Annotated in this window: 16 protein-coding genes; 13 read left to right on the forward strand and 3 right to left on the reverse strand. The window is 68.3% G+C overall.

Annotated elements, in window-relative coordinates; translation table 11 throughout:
- Positions 1-100 precede the first annotated feature (100 nt).
- The 13 genes from MOQ72_RS14390 to MOQ72_RS14450 all read left to right on the forward strand — a co-directional run bounded on the left by MOQ72_RS14390 (position 101) and on the right by MOQ72_RS14450 (position 13,069).
- Positions 101-1,363, forward strand: coding sequence for a GAF domain-containing sensor histidine kinase (locus MOQ72_RS14390; RefSeq protein ID WP_372495378.1), 1,263 nt, complete (start codon positions 101-103; stop codon positions 1,361-1,363).
- Positions 1,364-1,372: 9 nt separating this feature from the next.
- Positions 1,373-2,278: a S49 family peptidase gene (locus MOQ72_RS14395; RefSeq protein WP_242183951.1), complete on the forward strand. Its 906-nt coding sequence runs from the start codon at positions 1,373-1,375 to the stop codon at positions 2,276-2,278.
- Positions 2,279-2,943: 665 nt separating this feature from the next.
- Entirely contained in the window at positions 2,944-3,720 is a 777-nt protein-coding gene (locus tag MOQ72_RS14400; protein ID WP_242184072.1) for a LytR/AlgR family response regulator transcription factor, read from the forward strand.
- Positions 3,721-3,736: 16 nt separating this feature from the next.
- Entirely contained in the window at positions 3,737-4,147 is a 411-nt protein-coding gene (locus MOQ72_RS14405; RefSeq protein WP_242183952.1) for a hypothetical protein, read from the forward strand.
- Positions 4,148-4,192: 45 nt separating this feature from the next.
- Positions 4,193-5,935: a sodium/solute symporter gene (locus MOQ72_RS14410; protein ID WP_277954069.1), complete on the forward strand. Its 1,743-nt coding sequence runs from the start codon at positions 4,193-4,195 to the stop codon at positions 5,933-5,935.
- Between the two features lie 339 nt (positions 5,936-6,274).
- Complete coding sequence (locus MOQ72_RS14415; RefSeq protein WP_242184074.1) at positions 6,275-6,589, forward strand: DUF485 domain-containing protein; 315 nt, start codon at positions 6,275-6,277, stop codon at positions 6,587-6,589.
- Positions 6,586-8,202 carry a monocarboxylic acid transporter gene (locus MOQ72_RS14420; protein ID WP_242183956.1) on the forward strand — a complete coding sequence of 539 codons (1,617 nt, stop codon included), beginning with the start codon at positions 6,586-6,588 and terminating at the stop codon, positions 8,200-8,202. Before MOQ72_RS14415 ends, MOQ72_RS14420 begins: the two co-directional genes overlap by 4 nt.
- A 397-nt stretch (positions 8,203-8,599) precedes the next feature.
- On the forward strand, positions 8,600-8,959 hold the full coding sequence (locus MOQ72_RS14425) for a rhodanese-like domain-containing protein (protein ID WP_372495367.1): 360 nt from the start codon (positions 8,600-8,602) through the stop codon (positions 8,957-8,959).
- The gene (locus MOQ72_RS14430) at positions 8,956-9,873 is read left to right on the forward strand and encodes a DUF4328 domain-containing protein (protein ID WP_242183958.1); all 918 of its coding nucleotides are present in this window, start codon (positions 8,956-8,958) and stop codon (positions 9,871-9,873) included. The genes MOQ72_RS14425 and MOQ72_RS14430 overlap by 4 nt, the downstream gene beginning before the upstream one ends.
- A gap of 66 nt (positions 9,874-9,939) precedes the next feature.
- On the forward strand, positions 9,940-10,770 hold the full coding sequence (locus MOQ72_RS14435) for a glycerophosphodiester phosphodiesterase (protein ID WP_242183960.1): 831 nt from the start codon (positions 9,940-9,942) through the stop codon (positions 10,768-10,770).
- Positions 10,771-10,917: 147 nt separating this feature from the next.
- Positions 10,918-11,868 carry a DUF5926 family protein gene (locus MOQ72_RS14440; protein WP_242183961.1) on the forward strand — a complete coding sequence of 317 codons (951 nt, stop codon included), beginning with the start codon at positions 10,918-10,920 and terminating at the stop codon, positions 11,866-11,868.
- Between the two features lie 122 nt (positions 11,869-11,990).
- Positions 11,991-12,569: a SigE family RNA polymerase sigma factor gene (locus MOQ72_RS14445; RefSeq protein ID WP_372495368.1), complete on the forward strand. Its 579-nt coding sequence runs from the start codon at positions 11,991-11,993 to the stop codon at positions 12,567-12,569.
- Positions 12,569-13,069, forward strand: coding sequence for a hypothetical protein (locus MOQ72_RS14450; RefSeq protein WP_242183962.1), 501 nt, complete (start codon positions 12,569-12,571; stop codon positions 13,067-13,069). Before MOQ72_RS14445 ends, MOQ72_RS14450 begins: the two co-directional genes overlap by 1 nt.
- 24 nt (positions 13,070-13,093) lie before the next feature.
- Here the strand turns inward: MOQ72_RS14450 and MOQ72_RS14455 are convergent, their stop codons facing one another.
- The 3 genes from MOQ72_RS14455 to MOQ72_RS14465 all read right to left on the reverse strand — a co-directional run bounded on the left by MOQ72_RS14455 (position 13,094) and on the right by MOQ72_RS14465 (position 15,510).
- Positions 13,094-13,654, reverse strand: coding sequence for a ferritin (locus MOQ72_RS14455; RefSeq protein ID WP_242183963.1), 561 nt, complete (start codon positions 13,652-13,654; stop codon positions 13,094-13,096).
- A gap of 279 nt (positions 13,655-13,933) precedes the next feature.
- Positions 13,934-15,211, reverse strand: a complete 1,278-nt coding sequence (locus tag MOQ72_RS14460) for a WXG100 family type VII secretion target (protein WP_242183964.1) — start codon at positions 15,209-15,211, stop codon at positions 13,934-13,936.
- Positions 15,208-15,510 carry a type VII secretion target gene (locus MOQ72_RS14465; protein WP_242183965.1) on the reverse strand — a complete coding sequence of 101 codons (303 nt, stop codon included), beginning with the start codon at positions 15,508-15,510 and terminating at the stop codon, positions 15,208-15,210. The genes MOQ72_RS14460 and MOQ72_RS14465 overlap by 4 nt, the downstream gene beginning before the upstream one ends.
- Positions 15,511-15,523: the final 13 nt, after the last annotated feature.

Below are 15,523 nucleotides of genomic sequence, written 5' to 3' on the forward strand. Positions count from 1 at the left end.
ACCACTCTCTTCCACTGAATGGAAGAGTCGGGTACCGCTCACCGACGGAAAGCGTGCACTGAGCGTAGCTGCCTTGATTCCATGCGTGTCGGTCGGGCAGATTGATGTTGTGCCCGAGTTGTTGACTGAGCGGACGGTTCTGACCACGCTCGCCGCACTCGCCGTGCTCGGCATGTTCGTGCTGCTGTGCCGAGCGCGTCGGGTGAGCACCTCGGTGGAGGACGCCACGCTGGCGGCGCTGCACCGGGTGACCAGCGCGGCCCCTTTCCTGCGAGCTGGGTTGAACCTGGAATCCGCCGACAAGACCGCACCGCACCTGCGGGAGCTGCTGGCCTGCGTGGCCGTCGGGATCGTCGACGCCGACGGCACCCTGCTGAGCTGGGACGGCGAGGCCAACCACCACTACGAGGACCTGCGCCCCAAGATCGAGCAGGTGCTGCGCACCGGCAAGCGCGAATTCCTCGACCACGGCGACGTGACCTGCGATCAACGGCCCTGTCCGATGCGGCACGCCGTGGTGGTGCCGCTGGAGGTCGAGGGCGAGAACCGCGGCGCGCTGGCCATCATCGCCGCTGGTGATCGAAAACGGCTGTTGCGCGGCGCCGCCGAAGTCGCGCACCACGTGTCCACCCAGCTCGAACTCGCCGAGCTGCAGGAGTCCAAGGAACGGCTGGCCAAGGCGGAGGTGCGCGCGCTGCGGGCGCAGATCTCACCGCACTTCATCTACAACGCGCTGAACACCATCGGCTCGCTGATCCGCACCGACCCGGAGCACGCGCGGGACCTGCTGCAGGAGTTCGCCGATTTCACCCGCTACTCGTTCCGCACCAGCGGGCTCTACACCACGCTGGCCGACGAGATCCGCAACATCGACCGCTACCTCACGCTGGAGAGCGCCCGTTTCGGCCCGGACCGGCTGAACGTGCAGCTCAAGATCGCCCCGGAAGTGCTGCCGGTGGTGGTGCCGTTCCTGGCGCTGCAACCGCTGGTGGAGAACGCCGTCCGGCACGGCCTGGCGAACAAGCCCGGTGGCGGCACGGTGACGGTGATCGCCGAGGACAACGGCACCGAAGCGTTGATCAGCGTGGACGACGACGGCGTCGGGATGGATCCGGAACTGCTCGACGCGGAACTGGCCAACGCGCACCTGACCGGCGCGCACGTCGGGCTGGGCAACATCAACAACCGGATGCGGGCCACCTTCGGCAACGACTACGGCCTGGTCGTGGAGACCGAGCAGGGCGCCGGGATGAAGGTCATCATGCGGGTGCCGAAGTTCGCGCCGGGCGTGCGGCCGGTGCCACCGCAGTCGATCGACGAACCGGACATCGGATTGGCCGCCGGGCCGCAGCTGAGCCGGTAACGTCGAGGTATGGACGAGAAGGCGCCGCAGAAGTTCACCGACCTCCTGACCGAGAAGCTGTCCGCGAAGCTGCCGGGCAAGCTCGCCGAACGCGCCGAGCGCGGGCCGGTGGTCGCCGTCGTCAAGCTGCACGGCGTCATCACGCCGACCCCGTCGCCGATGAGCCGTCCGACGATTTCGCTGCAGACCGTGGAATCCGCGCTGACCCGCGCGTTCGGCCACGACCGGCTCAAGGCCGTGGCGCTGTCGATCAATTCGCCGGGTGGCGCGCCGACCCAGTCGGCGCTGGTGGCCGACCGGATCCGAGGTCTGGCCGAGGAGAAGCAGGTACCGGTGCTGGCGTTCTGCGAGGACGTCGCGGCCTCCGGCGGGTATTGGCTGGCCTGCGCTGGCGATGAGGTCTACGCGCATCAGACTTCGCTGGTCGGTTCGGTCGGCGTGGTCAGCGCTAGTTTCGGGCTGACCGGGTTGTTGGAGAAGCTCGGCGTGGAGCGCCGGGTGCACACCGCCGGGGAGAACAAGGTGCGGCTCGATCCGTTCCGCCCCGAGAAGGACGACGACGTGCAGTGGTTGCGCGGACTGCAGGACGAGCTGCACGAGCAGTTCCGGGATTGGGTGCGCAAGCGCCGGGGCGGCAAGCTGACCGGCTCGGACGACGATCTGTTCTCCGGTGAGGTGTGGACCGGGACGAAGGCCGCGGAACTCGGGCTCGTCGACGGGTTGGGAACCCTGCGGGACGTCGTGCGCAAGAAGTTCCCGGACGCCCACCTGGTGACTGTGGAGCCGCGCAAGGCGCTGCTGGCCCGGCTCGGCATGGCGTCGTCGGTCCGATTCGGCCGAGGCGGCGCGGACTCGGTGCTGTCCGCAGTGGAGGCGCTGGAACACCGAGCCATGTGGAACCGCTTCGGTCTTTGATCTTGCTTCCGGACTCGGTTTGCTTTGCGGTGCGGGTGGCGGAACCTCAGAGGCATTCTCGACTCCGGGATCCCCGACTCATGTATGTCCGATACGCGGCGTCGGGGCTGTCCTCGCGGGGAGAACCCCAGAGGGGTGGGCACCGTGAACCCGCGGCGGTGCCGGTTGCGAGGGTGGGCTAAGCGGCTGCGCCGCTTCAAAGACAAGACCCACTTCGAAGGCAGCCTCTGTAGGCCGAAACACTCACGGGACTTGGCCAGGCGGAAGCAGCTTGCAGCAAAGCCCAGGCATTGCAAGCGAACAGACGACTCGCGGCTAGGAAACGGACGGTAATCGGTGTGATCGCGCTGCGTAGATCACTGCGCTGGAAGGGGTCACTCGTTCGGCCGCAGTTGATCGGCCGAATGGGCGAAAAGTGGCTCCGCTGAGCCGAAATCCTTGCTCCATACCCCCTGGTGTCCTGCGCGCTCCGTTAGCAACTAGCTTTGTTGGCAGGCGTGACTGACTTCACTCGTCGGCTGGCGTGGCCCCAGGTCGCTCCGGTGGGGGCGAGCCGACGTTCGTTCGATCATGGACAGTGCGCCGTGGGCGCGGCAGGATATGGCGTTGCAGTGAGTACACGAGAGAATCCAGCGGGTCTCGTCGTTCTGGCCGTCGACGACGAGATGGCCGGGCTGGACGAGATGAAGTACCTGCTCGGCAACAATCCTCGGGTTGGGCGGGTGCTGACCGCGTTCGACGCGGCCGAGGCGTTGCGCTTACTGCGCAGCGACGATCCCGAGTTGATCGGCCGCCGCGACCAGGATGAGTCCATTGTGGACGCTGTGTTCGCGGACGTGTCGATGCCCGGACTCAGCGGGATGGAGCTGGCCAGGGTGCTCACCGCGTTCCGCAACCCACCGGCTCTGGTGTTCATCACCGGACACGAGGAGAACGCGCTGGAAGCCTTCGAGGTCGGCGCGTTGGACTACATCATGAAACCGGCCAACGCCGAGCGGGTGGACCGCGCGTTGCGCACGGTGGAGAAGAACAAGCTCCAGGCGGCGAAGGGCCCCCGCGCGCTGGAGGCCCCGGCAGCCGATGACGACGAGGTCATCCCGGTGGAACTCGCGGGCACCACCAAGATGATCCCGCGCAAGAACGTGCGCTGGGTCGAAGCGCAGGGCGACTACGCGCGGCTGCACACCACCGACGGATCGCACCTGGTGCGAATCCCGTTGGCGCAGCTGGAAGAACGCTGGGCGGAAGCGGGGTTCCTGCGGATCCACCGGTCATTCCTGGTGTCGCTGTCGCTGGTCACCGAGCTGCGCATGTCGTCGTCCGGGTACTCGGTGGTGCTCGGCGGCGGTCCACCCCAGGAACTGCCGGTCAGCCGTCGGCACACCCGCGAGCTCAAGGACCGGCTGGTCCGGGCGCCGCGGCAGGGCTGGGGCCCGCAGTGAAAACCGGTTCGCCGGGATGAGCCCGGACCACGGTTTCGACATCCGCGGGCGGCTCGGGGATGCCACGCCTCGGCCGCGCCGCAAGCGCGTGGTGCTCAACGACCGCCGCCGCACCCGGCAGGTCGCCCGCACCATCATGGAGTTGGAGGAGCAGACCAGCGTCGGCGAAGTGCTGGTCCGCCACCTGGTGAAGGTGCAGTTGCGCAGCGCGCTGTTGCTGACCGGGGTAGTGGCCGTCGTGCTGCTGGGGCTGCCGCTGGCCTTCTGGGCGGTCCCGTCGATCGGGGATGTGGCGCTGTTCGGTCTCCGGCTGCCGTGGCTGCTGCTCGGCGTGCTGGCCTATCCGTTCCTCGTGCTGATCGGGTACCTGTGCACGCGGAGCGCGGAACGGCACGAACGCGATTTCATCCACATGGTGGAGCAGTAGCGCGCATGATCGACGACGGTTGTCCACACGCCTAGGCACGGTGCGATGGTTTCAAACTCTTGGTCTTTGCTAGGTGCTGTGCTGATCGTCGCGACGACGTTCGGCATCGGGGTCTGGGGTTCCCGTTCGGCGCGCACCACTTCCGACTTCTCCGCCGCGCGGCAACTGGTGCGCGAGGAGCACAATGCCGCCGCGATTTCCGGCGAATACCTTTCGGCGGCGTCGTTCCTGGGCGTCGCGGGGCTGGTGGTCAAGGACGGCGTGGATGCGCTTTGGTACCCGATCGGCTTCGCCGCCGGGTATTTGGCGTTGATGCTGTTCGTCGCCGCACCGATGCGCCGCTCCGGTGCGTACACGCTGCCGGATTTCGCCGAGGCGCGGCTGGATTCGCTGCGGCTGCGCGCGCTGTGCACCGCGCTGGTGGTGCTGATCGGCTGGTTGTACCTGGTGCCGCAGTTGCAGGCCGCTGGCCTTACCTTGGCCGCGATCGTCCGAAGTCCTTACTGGGTAGGCGTTTCCGCCGTCGCGTTGATCGTGCTGATCAGCGTGGCGACCGGCGCGTTGCGCGCCGTCACCCTGGTGCAAGCCTTCCAGTACTGGGTGAAGCTGTTCGCGATCACCTTGCCCGCGTTCGCGTTGTTCGTGGTGTTCTTCGCCAGCTCGCCGCACCAGGCGCTCGACGAGCCGGTGCCGCCGGTCTTCCCGCAGGACACGACCGTGCACATCGACGCGGACGTGCGGCTGCAGGTGAGCGAGCCGGTGTGGCTGGCCGATGGCACCGGGACCGTCTACCTGCAGCCCGGCGAGTACTCGATGGCAGCCGGTACCGACCTGCGGTTCCCGGCGGGCGCGGCGGTCCCGGTGGTCGCGGGCGCCGAAGCGGACAACGCCAGTTGGTTGCGGCCGCAGGACGACGGGATCTCCGGCCTGCTCGAAACGTATTCGGTGATCATCGCGACCTTCCTGGGCACGATGGGCCTGCCGCACGTGCTGGCCCGCTTCTACACCAACCCGAGCGGCCACGGCGCGCGCCGCACCACGCTCTACGTGCTGGCGATGCTCGGCGCGTTCTACCTCTTCCCGACGATCTTCGGCCTGCTCTCCCGGCTCTACGTGCCGCAGTTGCTGGTCACCGGTGAGACCGACGCGGCGGTTCTGCTGCTGCCGCAAGCGATGCTGGGCAACTGGCTGGGCGGACTGCTCGCGGCGATCACCGCGGCTGGAGCGTTCGCCGCGTTCCTGTCGACCTCGTCGGGGCTGGTGGTGAGCGTGGCCGGGGTGCTGTCGTCGCGGGAGGTGATGCGCGGCCGGACGCTCGACTTCCGGTTCGCCGCCGTGCTGGCCTGCTTGGTGCCGACCGTGCTGGCGCTGCCCGCTGACAACCACGACATCGCACGCAGCGTGGGGCTGGCGTTCGCGATGGCGGCCTCGACGTTCTGCCCTGTTCTGGTGCTCGGGATCTGGTGGCGCGGACTCACCGCGGCCGGGGCGGCCAGCGGCATGGTGGTCGGCGGCAGCCTGGTTATGACCGCGGTGGGGTTGACGCAGTTCACCGAGTACGCGGACAGCTGGTGGGTGACGCTGGTCCGGCAACCGGCGCTGGTCACGGTGCCGATCGCGTTCGCGGTGACCTATGCGATCAGCCGGGCCACCCGCGCGAGGATCCCGGCCGGGGTGGGTCGGGTGATGTTGCGGCTGCACGCACCAGACCGGCTCGGTTTCCTCGACGGTCGGCTCACCGCGGGTGCCGTCGAGCAGCCGTCGACCGAAGGCCGCCATCAGCGCTGAGTGCGCTGCTCCTGGCGCCCGTTGGGCCATCCGAGTGGATTTTGATCAATTTTCAACTACATTGTGCCCTAATTGGTATGAACCAAATGGATCAATGGGCCAAGCGAGTGAAAAACCTACGATTCGGTGCAATTCGGTGCATCCTGTTGGCCTCAACCAACTTCACTCGATCGTTAGCTTGCGTACTCCCAACGGGCCTTCACAGCGGACTCCGAACTACGTAGCGTTCCCGCGTTGAATTGATCAGTTAGGCTCGCGTACCGGCGGCACCCGGGCGGAGCCTTTTCTTGTGGGAGGAACACCGTGAGCGCCACGGACCAAAACGGGTCCGGGTCCGGTATTGACGCCGAAACCTGGGCCGCTGCCCAAAGCAGCCCCGAATTCGCCACGCTGCGACGCAAACTGCGCACCTTCGTCTTCCCGGTCTCGGCATTGTTCCTGGCCTGGTACCTGGTCTACGTGCTGCTCGCCGACTACGCGCATGGCTTCATGAGCATCAAGCTGGTCGGCAACATCAACGTCGGCCTGGTGCTGGGCCTGCTGCAGTTCGTGTCCACGTTCGCCATCACGACCTGGTACGTGCGATACGCGAACAAGAACCTCGACCCGATCGCGGAGGAGATCAAGAACGACGTCGAGGGAGGCCAGAAGTGATCAACGCACTTCCCCCGCTCGCGCAGAGCGACACCGCCGACCACAGCGTGCTGAACATCAGCATCTTCGCGCTGTTCGTGGCGGTCACCCTGGTCATCGTGTTCCGGGCCAGCCGGAACACCAAGACCGCCTCGGACTACTACGCGGCTGGCCACGCCTTCACCGGCCCGCAGAACGGCGTCGCCATCGCCGGTGACTACCTGTCCGCGGCGTCGTTCCTGGGCATCGCCGGTGCCATCGCGGTCTACGGCTACGACGGCTTCCTGTACTCCATCGGCTTCCTGGTCGCCTGGCTGGTGGCCCTGCTGCTGGTCGCGGAGCTGTTGCGGAACACCGGCCGGTACACGATGGGCGACGTGCTCAGCTTCCGGATGAAGGAACGTCCGGTGCGCACCGCCGCGTCCATCTCAACCTTGGCCGTGACGTTCTTCTACCTGCTGGCGCAGATGGCCGGGGCCGGTGGTCTGATCGCGTTGCTGCTGGGCATCACCAACAAGGCCGGGCAAGCCGCGGTGATCGCCGTCGTCGGTGCGCTGATGATCCTGTACGTGCTGGTCGGCGGTATGCGCGGCACCACGTGGGTGCAGATCATCAAGGCCGCGCTGCTGATCGCCGGTGCCTTCGTGATGACCGTGTGGGTGCTCGGGCTGTACGGCTTCAACCTGTCCGGCCTGCTCGGCGCCGCCGCCGACGCCGCGGGCGACAAGGTGCTCAACCCCGGCGCGCAGTACGGCAAGACCGGGACCAGCAGGCTCGACTTCGTCTCGCTCGGCATCGCCCTGGTGCTCGGCACCGCGGGTCTGCCGCACGTGTTGATGCGCTTCTACACCGTGCCCACCGCCAAGGAAGCCCGCCGCTCGGTGGTCTGGGCGATCTGGCTGATCGGCCTGTTCTACCTGTTCACGCTGGTGCTGGGCTACGGCGCGGGCGCGCTGGTCGGGCCGGACGTGATCAAGGAGGCACCTGGCGGGGTGAACTCGGCCGCGCCACTGCTGGCGCTGCAGATCGGTGGTCCGCTGCTGCTCGGCTTCATCTCCGCGGTCGCGTTCGCCACGATCCTGGCGGTCGTCGCGGGTCTGACCATCACCGCGTCCGCCTCGTTCGCGCACGACATCTACGCGAACGTGATCAAGAAGGGCGAGGTCGACGACAAGACTCAGGAGGTCCGGGTCGCCCGGATCACCGCCGTGGTCATCGGCGTCGTGTCGATCTTGGGTGGTATCGCCGCCAACGGGCAGAACGTGGCGTTCCTGGTGGCGCTCGCGTTCGCGGTCGCCGCATCGGCGAACCTGCCGACGCTGCTGTACTCGCTGTTCTGGAAGCGGTTCAACACCAACGGCGCGCTGTGGAGCATCTACGGCGGTCTGGCGGTCACCATCGTGCTGATCGTGTTCTCGCCAGCGGTTTCCGGTGCCGAGGACGCGATGTTCCCGTCGCTGGACTTCGCGCTGTTCCCGCTGAAGAACCCGGGCCTGGTGTCGATCCCGCTGTCGTTCCTGCTCGGGTACCTCGGCTCGGTGCTGAGCAAGGACGCGAACAACGAGGCGAAGTACGCCGAGATGGAGGTCCGGTCGCTGACCGGCGCCGGTTCGGAGAAGGCGATCTCGCACTGACCCGTCCTTCGCCAAAGCGCCCCGCCCGGCCCCCCGCCGAGCGGGGCGCTTTGCTGTCACGCTGCTCGACAGGCTGCGGGGTGGGTGCCACTCGCACCGGGCATACGGCAGCGCGTTCGGCGGGGAAGGGTCTTGGTGTCTGTCTTTGTTCTTGTTCTTTGAAGCGGCGCCAGCCGCTTAGCCCACGCTCGCAACCGGCACCGCGGCGGGTTCTCAGGCTGTGCCCACTGGCGTTCTCTGGGAGGACCTACCTCGGCGTGGTGTATTGGGCGTACATGATGTCGGGGATCCCGGACCGAGACGGCGTGTGAGGTTCCGCTACCCGCACCGCAAAGCAAAACGAGTTCCAAGACAGGGTCTTACGCGGGCACCACGGGTGGCGTGGCAGCATCGGGGTGTGACTACCCCAGTTCCCGGTTCTCAGGTGCCCGGCGTGCAGCCGGACGAGGTGCCCGCCCAGCTGCCCGAGGGCAGCGTGCTGCTCGACGTCCGCGAGGCGAACGAGTGGCAGGCCGGGCACGCGCCCGAGGCCGTGCACATCCCCATGAGCGAGCTCGTGCAGCGGCTCGACGAGATCCCGGAAGCCGATCAGGTCTACGTGGTCTGCCGCTCCGGCGGTCGTTCGGCGAAGGTCACCGCGTACCTCAACGCGAACGGCTGGGACGCGGTCAACGTCGAACGCGGCATGAACGGCTGGTCGGCCATCGGTCGGCCGCTGGTTTCCGACGACGCCGACAGCGAGCCGTACGTGCTGTGAGCACCCAACCGCCCGGCCCCGGACCGCGCATGGAGTGGATCGCCACCCCACCGGGCGGCCCGCGACGGATCCGGCCGCCGCGTCGGCCGCGCCGCTACACCGGTCCACCGGCCTACCCGGCCGTGCCGCGGTGGGGCTTCCCACCGCTGGCCTGGCGGTGGCCGCTGGCGCTGCCGACGCGGCCGCAGGCCGATCCGATGATGCGCGCGGAGTCGGCCGCCGCCACCGCGACGGCGACGCTGTGGATCACCGCCGGTGTGGCGGTGCTGGCCACCTTCGCGGAGGGCTGGCGGTACGTCCTGCTGCTGATCAGCCGAACTCAGGCGCTACCGCGCACGAGCCTGGCGGTTTCCGACGCGCTGGTCGGCACGACCGGCCTGATCCTCTGGCTGCTCGGCGTGCTCTGCGGCTTGTTCGTCGTGCTGTGGGGCCTGCGGGCGCGCGCCGCAGCCGCCGAGCGCATCGGGGTGCACAACGTCCGACCGGACTGGCAGGTCGTCGTCGGTGTGCTGGTGCCGGGGCTGAACCTGTTCGTGCCCGGCTCGGCGCTGGCCGAACTGGAGCATTCGGTGCTCGTGGCGGAGGGCGCGCGGAAGCGCGGCGTGCGACCGTTCCCGACCCTGCGGGTTCGGCTGTGGTGGGCGGTGTGGGTCGCGACCCTGCTGCTCGGCTGGTTCGCCTTCCTCTGGGGATTCCGGGGCAGCGTCCAGGCCCTGGCGGACGGCGTCGTGCTGCATGCGCTCAACAACGCGCTGGTAGCCGTGCTCGCCGTCCTGACCGCAGGGCTGATCAAGTACCTGATGCGGCTGCTCGCACCGCTGGACTCGACCGAGCTCAAGCACTTCCGGGTCCGCGACGTTCGAGCGGCGCCGCTGCCCCCCAAACCGGAGCGCCCCAGCAACGCGCCCCGCTGACCGACCGCCGCGCCGAGCCGGGTGTGCGTCACAAATGACGGCAGTGCGTCAGCCCGCGCCCGCATAATGGGCCGCGTGCGGCAGCCGAGCCCTGACGTTGTTGCGCACCGGGGAGCCTCGGCACACCGCGCCGAGCACACTCGCGGTGCCTACGAACTGGCTCTCGAACAGGGCGCCGATGCACTCGAATGCGATGTCCGGGTCAGTCGGGACGGGCAGCTGGTCTGCGTGCACGACCGGCGCATCGATCGCACGTCCAGCGGTCGCGGTGTGGTCAGCGAGCTCACCGTCACCGCGATGTCCGAAATGGACTTCGGCAGCCACCGCGAACTGCCGGAGTCGGCGGACGAGCTGATCCGCCGCCCGGCCGCCGCGCCGGAGCACGGCGTGCTGACCCTCGACGAACTCCTCGGCATGGTCCAGGACCACCCGCGTCCGGTCCGGCTGTTCGTCGAGACCAAGCACCCGGTGCGCTACGGCGGGCTGGTGGAGCAGAAGTTGGTCGCGCTGCTGGCCCGGCACGGCCTGGCGGCACCGGTGGACCGGGAGACCTCGCCGGTGCTGATGATGTCGTTCTCGCAGTGGGCCCTGCGCCGGTTCCGCGCGGCCGCGCCCGGTGTGCCGACGGTGTTGCTGTTCAACAGGTTCCGCGGGTCGTGGCGGTTCGGGGTGCTGCCGCAGTGGGCGGACCTCGCCGGACCGGACATCCAACTGGTCCGCGAACACCCGGAATTCGTCGCGCGTGCCGCCGCGTTCGGCACCGACACCTACTGCTGGACCGTCGACGAGCCCGCGGACGTGGCGCTGTGCAGCAGCGCCGGAGTGCGCTACGTGGCCACCAATGCGCCCGCTTCCACCCGGTTCCACCTGGCCAGTTCACCGGCGCTGGCACGTTGACCTGGGTTTGGACCCGGCCGAGCTGGGAATTCCGCAGGTGATCCGCTGGGTGGCCGTGGACGTGAGTCGTTCGCGCCACCCTCTATATCCGATTCTTCGCAGTTCGGTAGCGTCACCGCGAAGTGACCGCGAGCGAGGGGATCTGCAGTGTCGAAGCGAACCGCACCCAAGCCCCAGGCAGACACCGGGATCAAACCGCGCCAGCCCTGCCCGTGCGGTTCCGGCAAGCGCTACAAGGCTTGCCACGGGGCCGCCGGTGGCGTCGCCGACGTGATCGTGACCAGGCCGTTCGAGGGCTTGGCCGCCGAGTGCGAACTGGTGGCGCTGCGCGAGTTCGTGCCATCGGCGATCGCGGAGCTGCCGCTGCGGGACGACGGGGTGGTCACCCTCGCGACCGTGCTGCCGATGGCTGCGGCGGCCTTGCGGCGCAACGACGACAAGGCATTCGTCGGGCTCCAGGTGCAGACCCATTCCGGTGATATCAGCCGCGATCTAGCGCGGGCCGTCGAGTGGGTGCGCTCGGCCGAGCCCGGTGCGTCGCTGTCCGTGGTGGGCCCGGAGACGGCCGAAGTCGGCACCATCCCGACCCGCCTGCAGGACCTGCTCGACCCGGCCGCACCCCTGGACGTCGAGCTGCACAAGGACTTCTCCTGGTGGCTGCCCGACGATGTGGAGCCGACCGGCGAGGTGGCGCTGTCCCTGGAGCGGGCGAATGCGGCGATCATGCCCACCGAGCGACTGTCCGCCGATGGTGTGGAATCCGCGTACTGGGTGGATGCCGGGGAGAAGGCCCACCTGCGGTGGGTGCGCCCGGAGCCGGAGGAGCAGCTGCTCGCCGCGCTCGCGCGGCTGTCCGCCCGCGGCGAGCTCGCGCTTGGCGAGGACAGCAAGTACGCCGGATCCTTCCGCGCGCACGGCCTGCTGGTGCCGGTGTGGGACCTAGACCGGGAGAAGCACGCGCGCGAGTGGGACGAGCCCGCCGCCGAGCTGGGGCGTCGGCTGAGCGAGGCCCTTGGATCGCTGGACGCGCAGCCGCTGGACGCGGCAGAGCGCCGAGCCCGCGACGGTCTCCGGGGCCGCCAGATCACCATCCGCTGACCCGGGAAATCCGAAACCGGACCATTGGGCCGAACGGGTGATCAACGCCTCGAAGAGGCAACCCGACATCGCGTTGTGACGTTCCCTCCACGGCGATATCCGACCCTGGAGGGGGTGTAGAGGTGACCGCGCACCTGCCCGCAGTACCGACCGCCGCCGAGGCGACCGGTGTCTACCACGGGCAGGCGCGTCAGGGGGACATGGCGGCAACAGAAGATGACTTCGCGGAGTTCGTCCGGGTAGCGCTGCCCGGACTGATCCGCTACGGCCACGCCCTGACCGGCAATCCGCACGACGCCGCGGACCTGGTGCAGACGGTGCTGGAGAAGGTCGGCGCCCGCTGGGCGAAGATCAACCGCAACTGCGAGGATCCCAGCGCCTACGTGCGCAAGGCGATGGCGAACACGCACGTCAGCCGGTGGCGTCGGACCCGTCGCGAAACCCTGCTCGCCGACTTCCCGGACGTCCCCGCCGCGATCCAGCACGATCGGCTGGAGGACGAGCCGCTGTGGGTCGCCCTGCGGTCGCTGCCGCCGAGGCAACGCGCGGTGGTCGTGCTGCGTTACTACGAGGGGCTTTCCGAGCAGGAGATCGCCGACACCCTGGGCGTCAGCTGCGGAACGGTGAAGAGCCAGGCCAGCAAGGCGCTGGCGACGTTGCGCAAGCGACTCGGGCCGTTGGTGGGGGGAGGTGGCGTGTGATGGATCTGGAGGACGAGCTGCAGCGGATTCTCCGGGACGATCGGCTGGACATCCCGGTCCGCACCGGGGCGGAGTGGTCACTGGTCGCTGGAGCGCGCCGCCGCCGCCAGCGCACCGGCATGCTGGCCGCGATGGGCAGCGCGCTCGCCGCGACATTGCTGGTGGGCGCCGGGGTGGCGGTGATCAGCAACCAATCGGACCAGCCGGTGCAGCCCGCGGTGCCGTCCATCTCGCAGACGGTTCCCGACCCGCGTTCGACCGCACCGCTGCAACCTTCGCAACCGCCAGGCTTGCCACCCGTACCGCAGGTGCCCGGAAACGCGCCGCCGGTGCATCCGAACATCCCGGGCAGACCGACCCGCACGAGCGAACCGCCGACGCTCCTGCGGACCACCACTTCCAAGCCGAGGCCGACGACCTCGGAGCCGCCGGTCACCAGCAACCCGTCCGAGTCCGCGTCGCAACAACCCGCTACCGAGCCCGACGCACCAGGGCCCTGATAGTGGTGACGGGGCGCGATGGTCTCAGAGCGCGCCGCCAGCGGTCTTGGGGGCGCTCGCGTCGACGCTGTCGTCGCCGATCGACTCGCGGGCCAGGTAGTTCTCGACGTCGAACAGGTTGCCCTTGGACCGGTCCACGACGTTGAGCAGCGTGGACATCGAGGAGACCTCCTCGACCTGCTCCTTGAGGAACCACTGCATGAACTGCTCGCCGAGGTAGTCGCCTTCCTCGCGGGCGGTTCGGGCCAGCGTCTCGATCTCGCGGGTGACCTCGCGCTCCTGCTCCAGGGCGAGCGCGACGAGTTCGCGCGTCTCGGTGAAGTCGTTGCGCACCTGCTCGATTGCCGGGATGGTCGGCTTGATGTTGTTGTCCATCAGGTACTGGACGATCATCATCGCGTGGTTGCGCTCCTCCAGCGCCTGCCGGTAGAAGTACCCCGCCAGCCGCGGCAGGTCCTCGTTGTCGAACCAGACCGCGACCGCGATGTACTGCTGCGCGGCAGTGAATTCATTTCGGATCTGCTCCTGCAGCAGGTGCTCGAACTTCGATTCCTTGTGCTGAATCTTCTTCGCGGTGACAGCCATGCAACCAATATACTCTGGAATCACTCCAGATTCATTTCAGGCGAACCTAAGAATGGTGTGGTTCGCCTTGGTGGGGAGCGTTTAGCTGAGGCAATCCTCAAATAATTAAGCCAAGCCAAACCTACGCTGTTTGTGCTGGTAGCGCCTCTGCTGCGCTGCGTGCCCACTGCGCCACCATTCGGCGCCCATTGTCCGCGGTATTCGGCGAAGCTTTTCCCGCGAAGGGGCACCCAGGGCCGAGTCGCATCGGTCAAGGGTGCCCTTCAAATATCCACCCGATCAAGTGGTCGGGAACTGGTCGTCGGCTTTCGGGACCGAGCTGTCCACGAAGTCGTGGAAGCCGTCATCGCTGTCCGGGGTGTTGTTGCCCCAGAAGTTGTAGCCGTCGTAGTAGCGGCCGCCGTCCTCGGCGTAGTTCTGCTGGTGGTACTGCTCGCCGCCGAGCGTGCCGCGCATCACGATGCTGCCGGGCTTGCGCACGTCGGAGATCTGTTCGGCGGCGTGGTAGACCCTGCCGCTGCCCGAGGGCTCCTGCCACGGCGGGGCCTTCTCGACAGCCGTCTCGGTGCGGTTCTTGGCGGCTTGGCCGAGGTCGTCGGCGCGACCGCGCAGCGCGGTGCCGGATTCGGCCAAGTCGTCGGCCTTGCGACCGAGGCTCGTCCCGGCGTCGGAGACCTTGCCCGCCGCCCCGGTGAGCGAGCCACCACCCTTGGCCAGCGCGCTGCTCGTCGCGCCGAGCGCGTCGCCGCCCTTGCTGATCGCGTTGCCCGTCGCACCTAGCTTGCCGTCAGCGCCAGCGAGTTTGCCGCCGACCTCGGCCATCGTCTTGGCCATGTCGTCGATCGCCCTGGCGAGGTAGCTGCCCGCCTTGCCGAGCTTGGCCACCAGCTGGGCGATCTTGGCGGTGCACTTCGCCACCGTCATGCCGATGCGGCCGACCGCGTAGCCGAGGAAGCCCGCCACCGAAGCGCCGAAGCTGATCACCGAGCTCGCGATGGCCGCGAGCGCGCCCTTGACCAGTTCGGCGACCACCGCGGCGATGATGTCGCGGATCAGGCCGCGGCAGGTGGCGACCATCGTGCCCGCGGTGGCGATGGTGGCCGAGGCGGTACCGGCCGCCACGGACATCGCTGCGACGCCGTGCGCGAGTTCCTCGGACCGCTGCCGGTAGGCATCGCCAGCCGGGCCGGACCAATCGGCGGTGTGCTGGTCGACGGTGCTGGGGATCTGCCCGGCCAGCTTCTCCAGGTCGCCGCGGACCTGCTGCCAGGTGTCGGCACCGGACTTGATGGCCACCGGGTCACCGGCGAAGAAGTCGAGGATGTCGCGGAACACGAAGAAGTGCTCCATCAGCCAACCGACTCCGGCGGCGAGCGCGACGCCGATCGGGTCGATCGCGGTGATCAGCCCGTCCAGCGCCAGGACTCCCGCGCTGGCGGCGAACTCGCCCCAGTCCTCGTTGCTCAGCGCGGTGAAGGTGGCCCGCGCCGAGTCGACGGGTCCGGCTCCAGAGGTGAACCCGGAAGCGGTGTTCACGTCGCGGAAGACGTCGGTCACGGCTCGATCCCTTCGAGGCAGGACGCGATGTCGTCGTCGGTCTGCCGGTAGTCCTTGGCGCAGTCATCGACGCCGGTGGCGAGTTTGCGGGTGTGCTCGGCGAACTTGCCGATCTCGATGGCGGCCCGCCGCGAGGTCTCCCGGGCGTCCAGCGAGAAGATCTGGCCGACGAGCCCGAAGCTCTCGATGCCGAAGTCGATGCCGCCGCCCGACTTCCCGGCGGCGTCGATCTGGTCGGCGAGGCCGCTCAGGTACTCGCCGTGCGTGGCCAGGCGATGCGGGGTGACGGTGAAACTCATGGTCGCTCCAGTG

Origin of the sequence: Saccharopolyspora soli (genome assembly GCF_022678645.1) — a bacterium.
GTDB lineage: Bacteria > Actinomycetota > Actinomycetes > Mycobacteriales > Pseudonocardiaceae > Saccharopolyspora > Saccharopolyspora soli.

Bases quoted from the DNA above. Each gene is read 5' to 3' on its own strand.
- MOQ72_RS14465 (WP_242183965.1), bottom strand. From the start codon at position 15,510: ATGAGTTTCACCGTCACCCCGCATCGCCTGGCCACGCACGGCGAGTAC.
- MOQ72_RS14455 (WP_242183963.1), bottom strand. From the start codon at position 13,654: ATGGCTGTCACCGCGAAGAAGATTCAGCACAAGGAATCGAAGTTCGAG.
- MOQ72_RS14405 (WP_242183952.1), top strand. From the start codon at position 3,737: ATGAGCCCGGACCACGGTTTCGACATCCGCGGGCGGCTCGGGGATGCC.
- MOQ72_RS14410 (WP_277954069.1), top strand. From the start codon at position 4,193: ATGGTTTCAAACTCTTGGTCTTTGCTAGGTGCTGTGCTGATCGTCGCG.
- MOQ72_RS14395 (WP_242183951.1), top strand. From the start codon at position 1,373: ATGGACGAGAAGGCGCCGCAGAAGTTCACCGACCTCCTGACCGAGAAG.
- MOQ72_RS14435 (WP_242183960.1), top strand. From the start codon at position 9,940: ATGGGCCGCGTGCGGCAGCCGAGCCCTGACGTTGTTGCGCACCGGGGA.
- MOQ72_RS14450 (WP_242183962.1), top strand. From the start codon at position 12,569: ATGGATCTGGAGGACGAGCTGCAGCGGATTCTCCGGGACGATCGGCTG.
- MOQ72_RS14400 (WP_242184072.1), top strand. From the start codon at position 2,944: ATGGCCGGGCTGGACGAGATGAAGTACCTGCTCGGCAACAATCCTCGG.